The organism is Bifidobacterium imperatoris (assembly GCF_002860405.1).
In the GTDB taxonomy this organism is placed as follows: domain Bacteria; phylum Actinomycetota; class Actinomycetes; order Actinomycetales; family Bifidobacteriaceae; genus Bifidobacterium; species Bifidobacterium imperatoris.
The window spans coordinates 39677-58800 of sequence record NZ_NMWV01000016.1 but is presented as its reverse complement, the minus strand read 5'-3'; the positions used below and the strand labels follow the sequence as shown (position 1 = coordinate 58800).

Annotated in this window: 18 protein-coding genes; 11 read left to right on the top strand and 7 right to left on the bottom strand. The window is 53.3% G+C overall.

Features of this window, described 5'->3' with window-relative positions; all coding sequences use genetic code 11:
- The first annotated feature begins 131 nt into the window (after window positions 1–131).
- From Tam1G_RS06415 to Tam1G_RS06390, 6 genes are all read left to right on the top strand, one after another.
- A complete protein-coding gene (locus Tam1G_RS06415) occupies window positions 132–803 on the top strand; it encodes a response regulator transcription factor (protein ID WP_101625878.1) in 672 nt (223 codons plus the stop codon).
- 50 nt (window positions 804–853) lie between these two features.
- Window positions 854–2254 carry a sensor histidine kinase gene (locus Tam1G_RS06410; protein WP_165781927.1) on the top strand — a complete coding sequence of 467 codons (1401 nt, stop codon included), beginning with the start codon at window positions 854–856 and terminating at the stop codon, window positions 2252–2254.
- Between the two features lie 73 nt (window positions 2255–2327).
- The gene (locus Tam1G_RS06405; RefSeq protein ID WP_101625876.1) at window positions 2328–2966 is read left to right on the top strand and encodes an MptD family putative ECF transporter S component; all 639 of its coding nucleotides are present in this window, start codon (window positions 2328–2330) and stop codon (window positions 2964–2966) included.
- 74 nt (window positions 2967–3040) lie between these two features.
- Window positions 3041–3760, top strand: coding sequence for an energy-coupling factor transporter transmembrane component T (locus Tam1G_RS06400; protein ID WP_101625952.1), 720 nt, complete (start codon window positions 3041–3043; stop codon window positions 3758–3760).
- A complete protein-coding gene (locus Tam1G_RS06395; protein WP_101625875.1) occupies window positions 3760–5292 on the top strand; it encodes an ABC transporter ATP-binding protein in 1533 nt (510 codons plus the stop codon). The genes Tam1G_RS06400 and Tam1G_RS06395 overlap by 1 nt, the downstream gene beginning before the upstream one ends.
- A gap of 87 nt (window positions 5293–5379) precedes the next feature.
- Entirely contained in the window at window positions 5380–6762 is a 1383-nt protein-coding gene (locus tag Tam1G_RS06390; RefSeq protein ID WP_101625874.1) for a DnaA/Hda family protein, read from the top strand.
- On the opposite strand, the gene Tam1G_RS06385 is transcribed toward Tam1G_RS06390, so the two are convergent.
- Complete coding sequence (locus tag Tam1G_RS06385; protein ID WP_101625873.1) at window positions 6757–7833, bottom strand: helix-turn-helix transcriptional regulator; 1077 nt, start codon at window positions 7831–7833, stop codon at window positions 6757–6759. The two genes, Tam1G_RS06390 and Tam1G_RS06385, sit on opposite strands and share 6 nt — an antisense overlap.
- Window positions 7834–7919: 86 nt before the next feature.
- Here Tam1G_RS06385 and Tam1G_RS06380 point away from each other — a divergent pair, with 86 nt between their 5' ends.
- Both Tam1G_RS06380 and Tam1G_RS06375 read left to right on the top strand, forming a co-directional pair.
- The gene (locus tag Tam1G_RS06380; RefSeq protein ID WP_133124985.1) at window positions 7920–8876 is read left to right on the top strand and encodes an AbaSI family restriction endonuclease; all 957 of its coding nucleotides are present in this window, start codon (window positions 7920–7922) and stop codon (window positions 8874–8876) included.
- A gap of 94 nt (window positions 8877–8970) precedes the next feature.
- Window positions 8971–9612, top strand: coding sequence for a hypothetical protein (locus Tam1G_RS06375; protein ID WP_101625871.1), 642 nt, complete (start codon window positions 8971–8973; stop codon window positions 9610–9612).
- A 75-nt stretch (window positions 9613–9687) separates the two neighbouring features.
- Here the strand turns inward: Tam1G_RS06375 and Tam1G_RS06370 are convergent, their stop codons facing one another.
- Together Tam1G_RS06370 and Tam1G_RS06365 are read right to left on the bottom strand one after the other, a co-directional pair.
- Window positions 9688–10395: an SDR family NAD(P)-dependent oxidoreductase gene (locus Tam1G_RS06370; protein ID WP_101625870.1), complete on the bottom strand. Its 708-nt coding sequence runs from the start codon at window positions 10393–10395 to the stop codon at window positions 9688–9690.
- 11 nt (window positions 10396–10406) lie between these two features.
- The gene (locus Tam1G_RS06365) at window positions 10407–12008 is read right to left on the bottom strand and encodes an ABC-F family ATP-binding cassette domain-containing protein (RefSeq protein WP_101625869.1); all 1602 of its coding nucleotides are present in this window, start codon (window positions 12006–12008) and stop codon (window positions 10407–10409) included.
- Window positions 12009–12243: 235 nt separating this feature from the next.
- On the opposite strand from Tam1G_RS06365, the gene Tam1G_RS06360 reads away from it, so the two are divergent.
- Together Tam1G_RS06360 and Tam1G_RS06355 are read left to right on the top strand one after the other, a co-directional pair.
- On the top strand, window positions 12244–14103 hold the full coding sequence (locus Tam1G_RS06360; RefSeq protein ID WP_101625868.1) for a bifunctional ADP-dependent NAD(P)H-hydrate dehydratase/NAD(P)H-hydrate epimerase: 1860 nt from the start codon (window positions 12244–12246) through the stop codon (window positions 14101–14103).
- A 59-nt stretch (window positions 14104–14162) separates the two neighbouring features.
- Entirely contained in the window at window positions 14163–14792 is a 630-nt protein-coding gene (locus Tam1G_RS06355) for an HAD family hydrolase (RefSeq protein WP_101625867.1), read from the top strand.
- A 144-nt stretch (window positions 14793–14936) separates the two neighbouring features.
- On the opposite strand, the gene Tam1G_RS06350 is transcribed toward Tam1G_RS06355, so the two are convergent.
- A complete protein-coding gene (locus Tam1G_RS06350) occupies window positions 14937–15164 on the bottom strand; it encodes a helix-turn-helix domain-containing protein (RefSeq protein ID WP_101625866.1) in 228 nt (75 codons plus the stop codon).
- 145 nt (window positions 15165–15309) lie between these two features.
- Between Tam1G_RS06350 and Tam1G_RS06345 the strand changes: the two genes are divergently transcribed.
- On the top strand, window positions 15310–16233 hold the full coding sequence (locus Tam1G_RS06345; protein ID WP_033890897.1) for a LysR family transcriptional regulator: 924 nt from the start codon (window positions 15310–15312) through the stop codon (window positions 16231–16233).
- Window positions 16234–16296: 63 nt separating this feature from the next.
- Here Tam1G_RS06345 and Tam1G_RS06340 read toward each other — a convergent pair whose 3' ends face one another.
- The 3 genes from Tam1G_RS06340 to Tam1G_RS06330 form a co-directional block, all read right to left on the bottom strand.
- Entirely contained in the window at window positions 16297–17163 is an 867-nt protein-coding gene (locus tag Tam1G_RS06340) for a hypothetical protein (protein WP_101625865.1), read from the bottom strand.
- Complete coding sequence (locus Tam1G_RS06335) at window positions 17160–17858, bottom strand: hypothetical protein (RefSeq protein WP_101625864.1); 699 nt, start codon at window positions 17856–17858, stop codon at window positions 17160–17162. The genes Tam1G_RS06340 and Tam1G_RS06335 overlap by 4 nt, the downstream gene beginning before the upstream one ends.
- An 89-nt stretch (window positions 17859–17947) precedes the next feature.
- Window positions 17948–19090, bottom strand: a complete 1143-nt coding sequence (locus Tam1G_RS06330) for a DUF2974 domain-containing protein (protein WP_101625863.1) — start codon at window positions 19088–19090, stop codon at window positions 17948–17950.
- Between the last annotated feature and the right edge of the window lie 34 nt (window positions 19091–19124).

Sequence of the window (19124 nt, the reverse complement as noted above, 5' to 3'; positions counted from 1 at the left end):
GCCTTATCCGGTGCGCCGACGGTGAGAGAAAGCATTACCTTCGCCTTACCTAAGACGCTCGAGAATACAACGAATACCGCACGATTTGGGCGGATAATAGGATGGCATAGTCATTGGGCGAAGGACGCGAGATGAGGATTCTGATTGTCGAGGATGACCGCGAACTGGCGGCCGCATTGGATGACGCTCTGCATTACGAAGGTTACGCCACATGCGTGGCGGCAACCGGAGTGGAAGCGTTGCAAATACTCGCCGATCAAACCGTGGATATCGTGCTGTTGGATCGTGACCTGCCAGTGCTCTCCGGCGACGCGGTGATGGCCACCATCGCCGCGAACCGCATTCCCGTGGCAGTAATCATGCTGACGGCCGCCGCAGAAATAAGCGACCGGGTGAGCGGGCTCGATTTGGGCGCTGATGATTATCTGACCAAACCGTTCGCCTACCCGGAACTATTGGCCCGGATCCGAGCGCTGCAGCGCCGTGCGGGCAAAGGCCAGGCTACGGCCGCGGTGCTGACGCATGGCGATCTGACCCTCGACACCACACGGCGGCTTGTGTTTCGCGATCAAGGCCGCACGCTCGTCAAACTCACACCCAAGGAGTACGGCATACTGCTCGAACTCATGCGTGCGGACGGCGGCTATGTAAGCGTGAACGAACTCTATGAAACCGTCTGGGATGACGCATCCGTATCCGAGCCAGCAGACGTAATCAAAACCACCATCTACTCACTGCGACGAAAACTCGGCGAAGCCCAGACCATCGAATCCACGCGCGGGGAAGGATACCGACTCGCATGAACCATTTTCCTCTCCCCCAAATTTCCATTGCCAAAAATCACGCGCAAATAATGCAGACACTCCGAACCCGCATTGCTGCCATTGCCGGCAAGCTCACGCCGAAGACCTTCCGCACCAAGCTCACACTGGTCATCGCGCTTATCATCATCGTGATGATGACGGCGCTCATCGTCACGCAGAACGTCATCGTGGCACGCACCACAGCCGAAGCGAGCCAAACGATGACCATGTGCGCGAACTCGGACGGTACCGTCTCCGTCACCACAGGCATGGACTCCGAAACCAGCCCTGTCATCAACGGCACCGGAGTCAGCGCATTGGTCTGCTATACGGGTACGAGACGAAACCTCGACGGCATGAAACTATACGTGCCCTTTAATTCCGAGGAATGGGATACGGCGAAGGAGCAAACCAAAAACGGAAGCCCTTGGATTCTCGACGAATACAACGGCGTGATGATCAACACGGCAAACGCCGTCGCCAACACCCTGACCACCACCATGCGCACGGTTTCCATCATCGCACTGGCGGTTTTCGGCCTTATCGCCGTGTTTGCGGCATGGTTCATCGGCACGATGCTTTCCCGACGAGTCACCGCAGTGGATAAGCAGGTCTCCGCACTACAGCCTTATGATTTAAGTGCCCGGATCAACGTGAAACCCGGCAATGACGACATCGACCGACTGGTCGATTCCATCAACGGCATGCTCGACCGCGTGGAGGCCAGTGCGACAGCCGAGCGACGGTTCGTGTCCAATGCCTCCCACGAGTTACGCACACCCATCGCCGCAGTGGAAACCAATCTTGACGCACCGCTCTCCCAAGGCCGATTCCCCGCCGATGTGGAACCATCGGTCCGTCGCGCGCTCGCAGCGAATAGGCGAGGCGCCGAACTCGTGCAGGCGTTGCTCACGTTGTCTCGTATTCAAAGCGGCACGATTGGTGGAAGTAACGAGACTCCCGAAATCACAGACACTACCGATTTGCGCGCATGCGTGAATCAAGCGCTTACTGATGTCGATGCGGTGATTGCCGACAATGCAATCACTGTCAATGTGGAAGGTGATGCCACGGTACCAGTCAACCCGGCATTGCTGAAATTGGCTGTAGGCAATCTGCTGCGCAATGCTGCAATGCACAATGCGGAGAACGGGTCCATTGATGTAGTGATGACCGTCATGCTGGATGCCAATGGAGACAGCAGTGACGGTAAATCCACTAATGAAGTATCACTGACCGTGACTAATTCCACTGATGAAACATTGCCCGATGATTTGGCTGAGCTTATTCAACCGTTCCACCGCGGTCAGAATTCACGCATCAGCGCCACGCCGGGCGTGGGCCTTGGCCTTTCCATTACAGACGCCGCCTGCCAAGCCATGCACGCAACCTTGGAACTCAGCCAGCCTGAACCAACCAAGTTCCAAGCCACCATCCGATTCCAAAATTAGGTATTGCCTTTCCTCCCAATCCCCGATACATTGGCGAGAGGTATAAGTCCCCTCGCATGAAACGGAAAGTATTGTGACCGCTTCGCATTCGCCCGCAGACAACATCAGCAAGCCAGCAAAATCCAACAAACTCGAAGTAGCCGACCTCATCACCATCGGCGTTTTCGCTGCGCTTTATTTCGTGATGGTGTGCGTGGCCACGCTGGTCAGCACCTTGTTCACCGGCGGTTTCGGATCCATCTTCCTGCCCGCCATCGCCGCGTTGATTTCCGGCTGCGTCTACATGCTGCTGGCCGCACGACTTGGCAAGTTCGGCGGAATCGCCGTCATGGGTGTGGTCATTGGCCTGTTCCTCTTCATCTCTGGTCATTTCGTACTTTCGTTCATCGCCAGCATCGTGTTCCCTGTTACGGCCGACTTGATTGCCCGCGCCGGCAAATACAAGAGCAAGGTGCTGCTGCTGGTCAGCTACGTGGTGTTCTCCTATGGTCTCACCGGACCGATCTTGCCGCTCTGGTTCATGAAGGACGCCTATATCGCCAGCCTTCAGGCACGCGGCAAGGACTCAGCCTACATTGATGGCGTGTTCGCGAACATCAACACCGGCACGTTCTTCATCTCGATGGCCGCGATCCTGGTGTGCGCGATTATCGGCGGCTGGTTCGGCCAGAAAATGATGAAGAAGCACTTCATCAAGGCCGGCATCGTCTGATGCATTCCGCCGCTACTTCAACAAAGGCGCACCTGTCTGGTACAGGCGCGCCTTTGCGCATCGAGGGCGTTGCCATGACCTTCAGCCATGACACATCAAATCAACGCACGCTAGACCCTCGAACCAAACTATTTCTTCTTCTGGCCGCCAATCTCATGCTGTTCTTCCATGTCAGCGTCATCACGCAAATCATTATGGTCGTGCTGTTTCTGATTCCGCTTGCGGTCGCAGGACGTTGGAAGTTGACCATGAATTTCGCTCTCACCTATGCAACACTTACCGGATTGGGTTTCCTAGACCCTGAAGCTTTGGGCTTGCCGTGGCTTCATGTGGTTTCCGCTGTGGCGGTCGGCTGCACGATGATGCTGCCCTGTTTCATCACTGGCGCGTATGCATTCACCACCACATCCCCCAGCGCATTCATCTGTGCAATGCGACGCATGCATGCTCCTGAATCCGTGGTGATTCCTTGCGTGGTCGTGATTCGATTCTTCCCCACCATCGCCGAGGATTACCGGCAAATCCGCAATGCGATGGCCTTGCGCGGTATTGCCGCAGGTGGATGGGGATTGGTTCACCATCCCGCGCAATCATTGGAATACATCCTCATCCCGCTGTTGATGAATGCCACCAATGTGGCTCAGGATCTGTCTGTGGCAGCACTGACCAAAGGACTCGGGCGTAAAGGAGAGCACACCTCGCGCACTGAAATTCACATGCGGATTGTCGATTGGCTCATGATGATTGCCGTGATGGTTTCGCTGGCGCTTGATATTGCTGGGGTGATTCGATAATGACCGCAGAAGTCTATTCCAACAACGTGTCGTTTACTTATGAACATGCTGACGCACCAGCTTTAATCGACATCACGTTGAGTATTCCGAACGGCCAATGTGTTGTTCTTTGCGGCGCCAGCGGATGCGGCAAAACCACATATTCCCGCATCGTCAATGGTCTGATTCCACAGTTCTTCCACGGCGGATTCGACGGAGAGCAACATACCTGCGGATTCGATACCGCTGCGGAATCAATCGACCGACTCACCCCAGTGGTCGGCAGCGTATTCCAGAATCCCAAAACCCAGTATTTCAATGCCAAAGTCATTGACGAACTGGCATTCCCCGCGGAAAACATGGGCTTGGAATCTCAAGACATCAATCATCGAATCGCCGAAACCGCGCAGCGTTTCAATATCGAACCATTGCTGGATCGCAGCATTTTCCACCTTTCCGGAGGCCAAAAGCAGCGTATTGCTTTGGCTGCAGCCACCATGCTGCATCCGAAGCTGCTCGTGCTGGACGAGCCCACCAGCAATCTGGATGCGGTGGCCATCAGGGGAATGCGCGAGCTCATCGCGCAACTGAAAACTGCAGGTATGACCATCATCATTGCCGAGCACCGTCTTGCATGGTTGAACGGCATCGCCGACCGATATATCATCTTCGACAACGGACGCATAGCGCACGAATACGCAGCCAGCGAATTCCTCGAACTCTCCCCCGGCTGCATCGCCGCAATGGGACTGCGCACACTTGATCTGCAACCGTACAGGCAACGGATTGCGGCATTGGAATCTCAAACGAACGAGAGCGTAGTTACGGCTTCCGATATGGACGGCGATTCCGAATCGGCATCTGCGCAGCACAACCTTGCGCAGCAGTCCAGCTCAAAATCGGCACCGCTATTATCCACACGCCATCTCAACATCGGATACCGCGGACGTGACGGATTCTCGCGAACCATCCCGGACATTGACCTCTACCCCGGCCAAATCATCGGATTGATGGGTCATAACGGTTGCGGCAAAACCACGCTGGTCCGCACGCTCACCGGTCTGATCAAACCGGTATCCGGCACCGTGCTGTTGAACGGCAAACCAGCCAAACCACGCGACCTCACGCATGCCGGATTCCTGGTCATGCAGGACGTGAACTATCAGCTGTTCTCCGACAGTGTACGCGAAGAATTACTGCTTGGCCTCGACGAAACCGATCCGGCAATCATTAAACGTTGCAATCAGGTGCTCGAGGATCTGGACCTTACACGCTTCGCCGACCGGCATCCGATGAGTCTGTCCGGCGGGCAGAAACAGCGCGTAGCCATCGGTTCGGCATTAATGTGCGGCAAAGATCTCATCATTCTGGATGAGCCAACCAGTGGCCTCGATCGTTACCACATGGAGCAGGTGGGCGAACTCCTCCGTCAGCTCGCCGCACAAGGCAAAACCGTGCTCGTAGTCACGCATGACGAAGAACTCGCCGCCGGCTGGTGCACCTCCATCATCAATCTAGAACACAACGGCAGCACATCGAAACCAAAAAGCTAAAGGCATACGCGCATCCTTTGCGCAACAGACCCATTAGGAACCGGTAAATATCTACTGCCTCGATTTGCGCGCTTATATATTCGAGCCATGAGATGCAGAGCAACACAGCACAATAACAGTACTAACGATTCCGAAGAATGGCCGGACACCAAGCAAACCTTCGGTAATTTCGTCGTAAACACATCCAACCGAGCGGCCAAGGAACAGGCACAGCGCATTTGCCGGCTTAGCAGTACAGCATCAATGCTCTTTCTGTATGGGAAAAGTGGACTAGGCAAAACTCACATACTGAATGCTGTCGGCAACGCCATAACTGCAAACGATTCTGAACTCAAAATGCTGTACATCGCAGCCGAACAATTTAATAAATCCTGCATTCAGGCACAGGAAAGCACTGATTACACGGAAACTGAATCATTCCGCTCAAGGTTTCGCGAAGCAGATTTTCTTCTGATTGATGACGTACAGAGCATTAGCCATCAACCCACTGTTTTGAGGATGTTCAGCAGTATCATGCAGGAACTTAAAGAGGCGAATAAACATATCATCATTACCTCTGATGTACCAGCGCACAAACTGAACAATCTCGACTCTCGCACGCGAAACTGGTTCATGGAATTCATGTCACTGGAAATACGAAAACCCGAACTGATCACTCGCATGACGATTCTGCTGCAATTGGCCAATCAGTTCTCGGAAGATGTTCCCGATACCGTCTTCGCCTATTTAGCAGACCTTTACCCGAATGATATCGGAAGCATGAAGAAAGCCATGATTCGAGTACTAGTCAATGCAAGGCAATGGCCAGCAATCACACTTGATCGCGTTCAGTCTTTATTCGCAAATGTTAAGGAGCCAACCATGATGATAGTCAAACTTGAATGGACCGCTGATATGCCGTCGAACTCACCTTATGCTCTTGACGCGAACCATAGAGGAAGAATGAGTCGAAAGGATTTTCATCAGGCGGGCGAGGCTCTGTCGGATTTTTTGAATACCGTTCTCGAAACGAGCACTACGGTTGAATGGCGTAACGATTATTCGGCTGAAATTATTCCGATGATTAACGAGGAACAGGAATGCTCAGCAAGTGATGACATCCATACAAACGATGTATTCGAGCTCGATGAAGCTTTGTTCGATGATGTTGATTGGAAGATGCAGGATGCGCTGACTTTAATCTCGGATGTTCAACGCATTGGCCAGAAAGGAGTAATGAGTATCGATTTCACTGACGGTAGCATACAGTTGCAGCAGCACGATGTCATCCGAATGAACAACCGATATGCTCTACTGAACAGTGTCATAACTCACCGAGATGCACTAACACAAATCGCGGGATTCAGAACTGGATTCATGACCGTACGAACTGAAAAATACGTAATTCCTCTGAATCAACATTGGCTACGCGATTTCAATAAAGGACTTGAAATCGCACTCTATGCCATGCGCATCAGTCAGCTGTCATGATGCATCAATCACAGTACTTATGCGTTCAACATCTGCATAAAGACTTGCAAGGTATTCGCCGTCCCTCCGCAATGTGTCGCGCAGGGACGGCGGGGACAGTACCTCAATGATGCGATCGTCGGCATATTGCAATGCCCACCAAAGTGTCGCTTTCTCATTCGCTGTGATCCACACATCGTATGTGCATGCATCAAGCCGAGTGACCTGTGCAGTATCAAACCAATCGTATATAGGCTCCAGAGTGTTCTTGATTCGCAAATGAATCGGGATAGCCTTACCATCCATCGGATAGGGGCGCTTCCCCATGTGCTTATCCCAATCAAATGGAGCGCCCTGCTCAGGGTTGAAGCTATCCAACTTGCGCATCAGCGAATGATCGCTTTCATTTACCGACAAATCACGGAAACGTTCCACATGCAAATAGCTCAAATTGTCATGCTGATGCATGTGGCAAATCAGATAGTATTTACCGTTCCGATACATCAAACGATATGGGTCAGCTGCATAGCTTTTCACATTGCCATCAGCATCTTTCCTCGACACTAAAGTACCGTCAACGTCATAGGTGCAATAGCGGAATGTAATAGTTCGTTCATGGACAATAGCATCATTGAGCAGCTCAATGTTATTGAGAAACTCACGATTGTAATTACGAGGTGTACTTATCTTTCCGAATGCGCCAAGCTGATTAGACTGACCGGCGAAAGCATACACTTTGGCGATAAGTTCTTGCAGGTAATCGCTATCTGATCGGGAAAGAACCACGCCATCAGTGAGAAGTCTCATTTGTGCGGTATCGAAAATAGGTTCGATATACCAGCCAGGGCGAGGATCAGCACTTTCGGCATGCTCCAAATCCTTACGCTCAATACGCCCAATCTTGCGACCGAACGGCTGCATCGCCTGCAAGGTATGCAGATGGGAACGCACGGTCTTTTCAGTGACTCCTAGCTGATCGGCAATCCAAACGGCGGTTATGCCATGCTCTCTGTCCGTGTTCCTATCAAGCAATTCAAGAATGCTTACGACAATCTCTGCAGTCGACGCTGTTGCATAGTGTGAAGCAACCATTGCTCGTCCTCCTCCAGAAACATGAATCTATGAAGCAGCCGGTAGAAATGTACCGTCTATTGTAATCCCCTACGATGCTGATACTCATGGAAAACAATGATCAACAAGAATCGACTGCAAACAATCATGAGCCCTTGGATAAAACCCTGTTCCATCTTCGTCAGTCATCAGCTTCCGAACGCGTATTCAAAGAGTTTGTAATACAGTTGGTTCGCAAAAAGTTTGGTACTCATGACTTAGATGTGGTCATCAATCAACCGGTCCTCTGTTTCGATGGACTTTGCGCAACGGTCGACTTGTATCTTCCCCAAATCAAATTTGGGATAGAGATTTGTTGCCCAACTCAGATTGATGTGCCCGCTGCACATGAACCAATCCAGCACACATCTGTTCGCGACATATTCACGCAAATTAGAGATACGGAATACTTCCCAGTTCAAGTCAACGCATCCGACTCCTACGAGGAGTTTATACAATCCACTGATGAGTGCATTGCATTGATTCAGGATGAAATAAGCAGAAGGACACGGCTGGGAACTCTCGGCGTTCGATTGATAAAGAGGAAAGAATACTCGAATTATTACCGAGAAAAGGATGTAATCGACATTGCCGATGATGTCATCTTTCCTAGTGTCGAAGCGGTGATTGAAACCCTGTGCGGCAGTGTTGCTGAGGTCAATACACAGTCATTGATTATTCCAGATTTGTTGCGTCGCAATTATGGATCAAGATATTATCTCTGGTTTCCCCGGCTCACAGTCGGAGGTCACGATATGGTGCGACGAGGATGGAATATGTGGCTTTCTGAAGATGGCAACCGTATCCACGAATGGAAGCAAAGGACCATTGGCGATGAGACAGCTTCGATTGATGACAATCCTGGATGCCTACGTGTTACCTTCGCGGAAACCCTCAATGCACCAACCAAGCAGAAGGAGTATCAATTTATCGGCGTATTCCGCCCTATTCCAAGTAGTATGAACGGCGCCTTCCACCACTACCAACGTATTGAAACTACCTTCCCCATCATTCATAATTCATGAATTCAAGCAGATTAAAGAAGGCTTCACTCCGATGAAGTTTCATGAGAAGATATCCTCGGTACCTGAACGATACGAATGAAAAATGAGGTAATTCATGAGCAATGCATCCACCGGCTTTGTACTGTCTGATTGGCAAGGCGACTGGGAGAGCTTCGAGCACTACATTGATACCGAGGATGAAACCATTCGTAGTACGTGGGATGAGGCTGAGCGGGCTGTGCTTGCCAATCCTCAGATGGCTCCGATGGCAGCTAACGGCATCCGCAAGTTCTGGGCGATGGCCTGCTCTACCACCAGCCCGGAGAACATCATTCATATTGGGTATTGGACCGTCGGCGAGCCTGAAAACGCGGACGCCGATGTGCGTATCACCTGGTATGCGGAAGACAACACCAATCTTGATGCCTATGACTATCGCATCGACCATGTCATCGAACATGGTTTGGAAGGCTCACCGACGTATGTGTTCGTGACCGATGATCCGCATGCGGAAGATAGCCCATTCCGTTGGCTGCTGGCCATTGCGCCGTTGCCTTCGCGTGCCGCATTCGCAGAGGGTGGGCTGCTCAGTCATCTGCATTTCCAGTATGCCAATGACTTGCATACGCTCATCAACACTGATGATTCCGGAGCGGAGACCCTGCGTAACCCGCGCTGGTATGCGACTATGTGTGCGGATGAGGGAACGGTTGAAGACCGTTGCAGGATTATTCGCGCGTTGCATCATCTTGACTAAGTGTCGCAATACGCGCAGTTACTGCCTCTCGACTGTCAGAACAGGCAGTAGCTGCGCGAAGGTTGGACTCCAGCCTCAGCTGTTGCGGTTGATTTCGATGTCAGTGACGGTGAGGTTGGCCTCGTTGATGAGGTTGAACAGAATCACCTCAGCCAGCGGACCGGGCTGCATGAACGTGTGCTGCTTTTCCTCGGACACGTAATCGTGGCTGTCGCGGTAGAACGCAGTGTCGATGCCGCCCGGGTAGACGGCCACGACCTTGACGCTCGTGCCCTTGTACGCGGCCTGGAGACTCTTCGTGTAACCCTTCTCGCCCCACTTGGTGGCGCAGTACACGCTTTCGTTCGCATTGCCGCGGGTAGCGGCGGTGCTCATGATCTGCGCGATCTTGACATCCTGCTCGCCACAAGCCTTCAAGGTTTCCACGGTCCACAGAATCATGCCTTTCAAACCTTTGAGGCACTTATCCACGTCCGCAGCCTCATAGGCGGTCGGCACCTTGAAGGATGGCTGACCAGCGTTGTTGATAAGCAGATCGATATGGCCGAAGGAAGCAATCTCCGCCACGGACTTACGCACAAAGTCCTCGTCCGTGATATCACCCACATAGGCACGGTAGGATTCCGCCGGCCATTGCGCGGTCAATTCCGCCTGACGCTCAGCATTGAAATCAACACCAGCCACCAGCCAACCGGCTTCAATCAACTGGCTGGCAAACTCGTAGCCGAGTCCCAATGCGCTACCGGTGACAATGGCGATTTTCTGTCCGCTTGCAGTGGTCATAATTATCTCCTTTACTCCTCAGCAACCAATTCTAGGTAGGAGTCGTTCCATAGATCCTCGTCGCCGTCCGGCATAAGCAACACACGCTCCGGGTTCAGTGCCTCGACAGCACCTTCATCGTGGGTAACGAGCACGATGGCGCCTTCATACTTGGCGATGGCCTTCAAGATTTCCTCGCGGGAGGCTGGGTCAAGGTTGTTGGTGGGCTCATCGAGCAGCAGCACGTTGGCACGGGAGGTCACCAGGGTCGCCAATGCCAGGCGGGTCTTTTCGCCACCGGACAGCACGCGCGCAGGCTTCATCGCATCATCGCCGGAGAACAGGAACGAGCCGAGAATCGAGCGCGCATGGGTGTCGTCCAATTCTGGTGCCACGTGCTGCAGGTTCTCCAGCACAGTGGCATCCAAATCCAATGTATCGTGCTCCTGCGCGAAGTAGCCGATCTTGCAACCGTGGCCATAATCCACCGAACCGGTGTCCGGCTCCTCGATATGCGCCAGCAGACGAAGCGTCGTGGTCTTACCGGCGCCGTTATAACCCAGAATCACCACACGAGAACCCTTATCGATGGCCAGGTTCACGCCAGCAAACACAATGTTGGAACCATACGCCTTGGAAATATCCTTGGCCATAATCGGGGTCTTGCCACAGGGCGCGGGCTCCGGGAAGCGGATGTCCGCCACCTTCTCCTTCTTCTGCGCCTCCGACGTGTTCTCCAGCAGCTTTTCGGCGCGGCGCATCATGTTCTGGGCGGCCACGGCCTTGGTGGCCTTGGCATGCAGGCGGATGCCCTGCTTCATCAGACGTTCCGCCTTCTTCTCCGCCACTTCACGTTCGCGGCGACGGCGCTCCTCATCCACCACGCGCTGATGCAGGTAGGCCTTCCAGCTCAGCGAATACATATCGATTTGGCCAAGCTGCGCGTCAAGATGCCAGACCTTGTTCACCACTTCGTCGAGCAGTTCGGTGGAGTGGGAAATCACGAGGAATCCGCCCTCGTACTTCTTCAGATAGCCGCGCAGCCATTCAATGGAGTCGGCGTCCAAATGGTTGGTGGGCTCGTCAAGAATCAGGGTGTCAGCATCGGAGAACAGGATGCGTGCCAGTTCGATGCGGCGACGCTGACCACCGGAGAGGGTACCAAGCTCCTGCTGCATGGTCTCCTGCGGCAGTCCAAGCGACGCCGCCATAGAAATCGCCTCGGACTGTGCCGCATAGCCACCGGCCTTGTCGAAGTCCTGCATGGCCTTGTCGTAACGGGCCATAGCCTTCGTCATCACATCCGGATCCGGGTCGGTCATTTCCTTCTCGGCCTTGCGGATGCGGTTGATGATCGTGGCGATGTCACGCGCGCTCATCATGCGGTCGAGTGCGGTCTGCGAAGGGTCTGCAGCATGTGTGTCCTGCGGCAGATAACCGAGCTTGCCGGATACACGAACCTTGCCGGCAGTAGGCAGCATATCGCCGGTGATCACACGGGTCAGTGTGGTCTTGCCGGCACCGTTGCGACCCACCAGACCGATTTTGTCTCCCTTGGCCACATGGAAATTGGTGGGATGCAGTAAGGTACGTGCGCCGATCTGAATCTCCAGACCCTGTGCCTCAATCGCCATACCTCACCCTTCGCTTTCCATACTGTGCAGTGCTTGCAACATCTCAAAAATAACCAACAGACCATAGTAACGGAAGGCGTGAAAATTGCATTTTTGCTATCAACACTCCAAGCTGCGGTAAACTGATCAGCACAATCCAAGTTCCATAGGCAAGAATCAGCTTCGCCGCAGGCGTGAGCCAGCAAAACGGCTAGAATCGACTCCAGAACATATCTGAACCGTGAAGGGGACTGCTATGGAATACGCCGATGATGTCGACCGCCGCGAACTGCTGCTGCACAGCGCTTATGATGCACAGACGGTACGCGATATGGAACGTCCGCTTCTTGATAAAGGCATACCGCTGATGCGTATGGCCGCGCAGGCTGTGGCGCATACGGCTGCCGGCATGCTTGACGATGAGGATCTGGCACTTGAGGATTCCTCCATTGTGCTGCTCGCCGGCGCAGGCGACAATGGCGGCGATGGTCTGTTCGCTGCTGCGGCCTTGGCTCAGGAAGGGGCCGCGGTGACCGCTGTAGCTGTCGGTAAGTCACTGCATGAGGCTGGATTCGCTGAATTCGTGCGTGCTGGCGGCAAGGTTCTGGTGCTTGATCCCGCCGCCGAAATCCCGGGCTGTGCTTCAGGTTTTTCCGCTGGCGAAGCCGGCGAACGCTTGCAGGCTGCTGTTGCATTGATTAATAAGTCTCACTTGGTGATTGATGCAATGACCGGCATTGGCATTCAAGGTGCATTGCGCGGTATTCCGGCAGCATTGGCCACCGCCGTTGGTCTTGACGGCGAGGTGCCAAACGAACCTGCTTTGCCCGGTCGCGAATCCTCCCGTGATTATCCGTTGGTTCTTGCCGTGGATACGCCGTCCGGCGTTGGCGTTGACGACGGTTCGTTGCCCGGCCCGTACCTGCCCGCAAACGTGACAGTGACATTCGGTGCGATGAAACCGTGCGCGGTACTGCCTCCTGCCACCTTTGGCTGCGGACGCATTCAACTGGTTGATTTTGGCTTTATCATTGACGATATTGATCCCGCAGTGGAGGTGGTTGATCATCTTTTCGCCTCGGACGCGATTCGTCTGCCGCATGTTGAGGATTCCAAATACGCCCGTGGCGTGGTCGGCTTGGTGACCGGTTCGCAACGTTATCCTGGTGCTGCCGTTCTCACCGCTCGTGCAGCAGCACGCGCCAATACCGGTATGGTTCGCTATCTTGGCCCGGAGCGTGCTCAAAGCATGGTGCTGGCTGCGCTGCCGGAAGCGGTGCTTGGCAAAGGCCATGTGCAGTCTTGGGTCGTGGGTTCCGGTATTCCTACTGCTGATGCGGAGGGTGCCGACTCCGATTTGCAACGTGAGACGATTGCAGCTTTGTTGAAGCACTACTCGGTAAAGGCGTCCGATGCCGAAGACGCGGCAGCAGATGCCGAGAGCGATGCTGCTTACGATATGCCCGCGCTGGTGGTGGACGCCGGTGCTCTTGATTTGCTACCGGATCGAGTGCCTGGTCAGGTGGTGATTACCCCACATGCCGGCGAGATGGCAGCGTTGCTCAATAGGTTGGAGCATGGTCCGCTGTCCACTGAAGCGGAGGTTGCGGCAACCAGTGATGCCGCAACCGACAACGTCACAGCCAAGGCCGATGAGCCAGCCGATACAGCCGTAGCACAGGAATCATATACGTCCAAAGACGTCATGCTGCACCCGCTGTCCGCAGCTCAACGCGCACATGAGCTGACCGGCGCCACGGTACTGCTTAAAGGCGCGGTCACCATTGTGGTAGATGAGGATCATGTGTACGTATCCGGCAGCGCTCCTGCTTGGCTGGCTACTGCTGGCGCCGGCGATGTATTGGCTGGTTTGCTTGGTGCGTTGCTTGCCCAGCAACCAAATGGCATCACTACAGCGGAAACGGTGGCTGCAGCGGCATATCTGCATGGAGCAGCGGCCGCCATTGCATCCGAATCCGAACAGCATGGTTGGCAGGAGCCGGAGCTGATTGGCGGACGTGAGCATCGTCAGCAGTTCCTGACGCTTGGTCATCCTATTGTTGCCAGCGATGTGATACGTGCGATTCCAGATGCCATCGCCGATGTGATTGCTTAACCCTTGTCGCAAAGTACACTGAAACCAAATACCGTTCCCTTCATCTCTGAGGAGCTTCAATGGCTAACTCCCCCATCACTGATGTGATTTTTGATTTCTGCGGCGTACTGCTGGATTGGAACACTCGCGCCTGTCTGGAAGGTAAGTTCCCTGACGACGTGGTAACCGCCATCTGCGCGCCTGACGATCCGCACGGATTCTTCCACTACGAAGATCGTATGGACGCCGGCGAGGATTTTGCCGACATCTACCCAGACGTAGTACGTGAACAAGGCGAAGATATCGCCCAGATCTTCAAGTACTACATCAATCATTACGCGGATGCCCTGCCTCGCACGCTGCCAGGCATGGTCGAGCTGCTCGCTGATCTGAAGGCACATGGTTACGGCGTATGGGGTTTGACGAACTGGTCTCACGAGACCTTCCACTTGGCATTCGAGAAGTTCCCGCGCCTGGAGCAACTGCTGGAAGGCACCGTGGTTTCCGGTGCCGAAAAAATGCATAAGCCGAACGCGGACATCTACGAGCTGGCATTGAATCGTTTCGGATTGAAAGCCGAACAGTGCGTCTTCTTTGACGATACCGCCAAGAACATTGTTGGCGCTAACGAGGTCGGCATTCACGGCGTGCTGTTTGGGGGTGCCGTTGCGGCCCGCGACAGCCTCGCTCAGCTCGGCGTGCAGCTGTAATCGGCAGCTGCGTCAACTGAATCGCCCTATTTCCTTTGTATGTTCGCGCAACAACCAACCCCGTGCGAACATACAAACGTTTTCAACGCCAAAATCCTTTGTTTGTTCGCGCGGCCACCGTGTATTGCGCGAACATACAAAGGATTATTCATCACATGCGTCAAAGCTGATCGTCAGTTTGCGACCCATCCCTTGTGCCAAGGCTTCCAAGGAACGGAATGAAGGGTTAATATGCGCCTGTTCGATGCGGCTAATGGTGATGCGTGAAATGCCAGAGCTCTCCGCCAGCTGATCCTGGCTCATACCCGCATCTTCACGGGCTTTGCGCAACGCTTCACCCACTTCAGGGTACACATAATCCTTATCAACCACCACTACCCCCTTATGCGACAATGCATAACCAAAACACAGTCATTATAGGCAGAATTGACTGTTTATCTCACTATTCGCCAGCCATTGTGGAAAACCTTGGTATAACCTCAGCAAACGGCCAGCCTCGCTGATATAACTGTGATTTATGACTCTGCTTCAGCTGAAATACATCGTGAAAATCGTCGAATGCGGTTCGATGAACGAGGCATCCCATGCCCTTTACGTCTCCCAGCCGGCACTGAGCTCCTCCGTGAAGGAACTGGAAAACGAGCTCGGCATCGAAATCTTCACCCGTTCCTCCCAAGGCATTGCCCTAACTGTGGATGGTGCGGAATTCTTGACCTACGCTCGCCAAGTGCTCGATCAGGCCGACCTTTTGGAAGAGCGCTACAAGCACGCCAAGCCACGCAAGCAGCTGTGCCAGGTCTCCACCCAGCATTACATGTTCGCCGTCGAGGCATTCGTGGAGATGATCAACTCCATCAAATCCGACGAATACGAGTTCACCATTCGTGAGACCCGCACGCGCGACATCATCAACCAGGTTGCCAACATGCAGTCCGAAATCGGCATTCTGTACCTGTCTGATTTCAACAAGGATGTGATTGGCAAGCTGCTGCGTGAAAAGCATTTGGAATTCCACCCGCTGTTCCGCGCCCCGCTGCATGTGTTCATCTCACGCAACAACCCGCTTGCCGCCAAGAAACTCATTACGATGGAGGATCTGAAGCCGTACCCGTTCATTCAGTACGAGCAGGGCGAGGAGGGCTCCTTCTACTTCTACGAGGAAGCCGTCTGGCCAGAGTACTCCCCCAAGCAAATCAATGTGACCGACCGCGCCACAATCCTGAACTTCATCATCGGTCTCAACGGTTACACCGTGTGCACCGGCATCGACAACGGCGATCTCAACAATGAGAAGATCGTCACGGTTCCGCTCGACTCCGACGAAACCATGCTGGTCGGCTGGATCACCAACGAGCGCGCCAAGCTCTCCAAGGCCGCCGAAACCTACCTCGACAAGCTCAAGTCCGTGGTTGCCGATCACGGCTACAAACTCATCGACTAAGCGCCATCATTCACGCTTTTATTCGTGGCTTCCTTTTCCAGGAAAAGGAAGCCACGTTGCTTTTCAGAACTGCCTACTCACCACATCGGCACCATATCTGCCAAACTGGGAATCACTGCTTGCAGTGTTAGTGCTCCAAAACGTGGGAACGATTCGTGTACCTGCTGGACTGTAATTACTGTACGTCGTGACCTCACAATCAGCATTCGGTTCACATGTAGTGCCACTGCTGCCCACTGCATAGCCTGCATCCACTACATTGCCCGCACCATCCACGGCCTGGTAATACACCTCAAAAAATGTCAATGCACTTTGCGAATTATTATGCACCGTAATCGGCACATGATATGAAAACGTTGACCGCTGTAAGATATCACCGATTACGGTCACCGTCAGCACCGGAGTCTCGGACTGTTGCTGGGCCTGTTTAATCTCCTGAATCAACTGTCCATACTTTTCCTGGTCTCGTTTGAGCTGATCGACCTGACTTCCCGCTTCGCGCAACTGACGTTGCCGATTGTTCACATCCTGCTTTGATTCCTCGAGATCACTGTTCGCCCATTTCAGGTTCTCGGCTTCTTTACGGTATTGCGGGCTTTCTTGGACGACTACGGAACGGCCGCCCATATTCCATCCGGTAATGCCTATGCCTATCAGGGCGGCAACGCATGCCAAAGCCGTCAATATTCGTGCTCCCACCGCAAGTCGTCGAGCTAATAAACCACTCTCATCATGCGCAATCATCGATTTCGCAGTGTTGATGGCATCATCGCAAACATCGAAGAATCGACTTGAGATAGTCTGATTGTAAATGTCTCGTTCACGCAGGAATGGATGCCATTGCTTGTTGCTGTTATTAGACTGACGGCCTTCGCCGTTTGCCTTCCTCGGCATCTTAGCGTCGTCGAGCTGTGACTGCTCATCGCTCATGGAATCACCGCCGTCTTAACGTCACCGGTGTATTGACCATCGATTCCTTTTGTTGAATTAGGATACTTGGTGTTTGCTATTGTTGCCTCGTATTTCGTTGGCTTGATGGTGGCACCGGAGAATCCCGCATCTTTGACCATGTCCTCCACCACCACTGTCTTGCCAGGGTAGACGACGATATTTGATGCAGAGGCACTTTCGTCACCGGCAAGCACCGCACCATCTTTGCCAATGATTTGGTAATCCACATAGGCACCAAACATCACATGTCCAGTACTGTTCCGCACAGTAATTTTAGGGTAATAGTACAGGTCAAAGCCTCCACCTAATTCGGTGTACCACGGGTCGATATCTGGGCTGATTGATTCCACAATCAGTCCAGGCTGACCGTCCTGAACATCTGCCGCATACTGTTGGTAGAGCTTCTTGTCTTCATCAAGCTGCTTCTGCTGCTCGACTACTTTCTTGCGTAAAGCGTCGCGCTGCTCGGTCAGATCTTTGGTTTTCTTGCGATTCTCAGCGGTCTCGCCCTTGACTTTCTTTGTCTTCTGAGCCAATGCGATATATGTTTGATCCGTGGTGGGATCTTTGGTGGCACGTCCGATAACGAATGCTGCTGCAAACGTCACTGCCAGCGCTGCAATAATTGCCGCAGCTAGCCCAACTATGCGCCAGAATCTGGAACCTTCCCTCATACTTCCACTGTACTGAGGCAATAATCAGGATATGGGCTTAGTCACCTAAAGTTCATTTTCAACATCAACAGTCTGTATCAATCGATGCGCTACTTGATGGGTAACATCGCGCTGGCAGCGGTTGCAGCGAATCCTTTGACCACTTCAATCATCACATCGCGATCTTCCACATCAATATTGCGGGCGGCAGCAAGCATCAACGGCAACGATTGCGACAAGTGTGAAGTCAACTCGCCAAAGGTCTTATATCCACTGGCCTCGAATATTGCAAAGAGATTTTCGATGAACCGGCGGCGATGCTCGTCATCGAATCTTGCCATCCAACCGTTGACCGTGCGCGCAAGATATTGAGCGCTGGATGTGAGCCCTTCAGCTTGGACGAATTGGCCATGATTAACCTGCCAGTGCAAGGCGAAGTGCTGCATGATGCCAATGCCGTCACTATTGACCACTGTGTAACCATCGCTCAACTGTTCTCGGGTTTCGAACAGCATGCCGATAATCGAGGAGCCGGGCACCGATTTGCACACTTTGGATTCGATGCGTTTGAAACCAGGCAGGGCAAAGAAATCATCGTCAAAACCAGGGCCGTCATGCGAGAAAACCGCGGTGATACGATTCTGGATTTCTTTTGGCGCACAAGCGGCGGCATATACCGCGAGATTGCCGCCTTTGGAATGGCCGCCAACCATAATGGGGCCACCCCAGCGGTGAGCCACATTGATGAGGTATTCCGTTGCGGATTCCTGTGAGGCGACCGGTCTGCGAAAGGCCATTGTGAAATCCTCTTTCCAGCCGACGATGGAACTGTCGGTGCCACGGAACGATACATACAGGGTGTTGGCTGCGTCACCAAGTGCGAACGTGCATGCCGAGAACTGTTTGGTGGTTTCCGGATCGAATTCATCCACGTATTCGCCAACACGGAGGTTCCGCCAGCGCGGGTTTTCGCACATCGCACGCAGCAAATCCACGTTCATCTGCGGCGACCAGACCTTGCCGAACATCGCGTCATAGCATTCGGCTCGTAGTAAATCGCGAATGGAAACCATCAGCATTGATGATTGTTCTACAGATTCAGCTGCTACCTGTGGATCCACCTGATATTGCGGCACATTATCCGGCATACGCGCATACGCCAGCTGCGCTAACGCCAGACTATCCGTCTCGTTAAACGACAGCTCGGCAAAGGTACCAAAATGCTCCCGAATATCATCCGTGATGTTTCCCATGGCAATTTCCTTGTATAGCTTAAGCAAGTAAAGG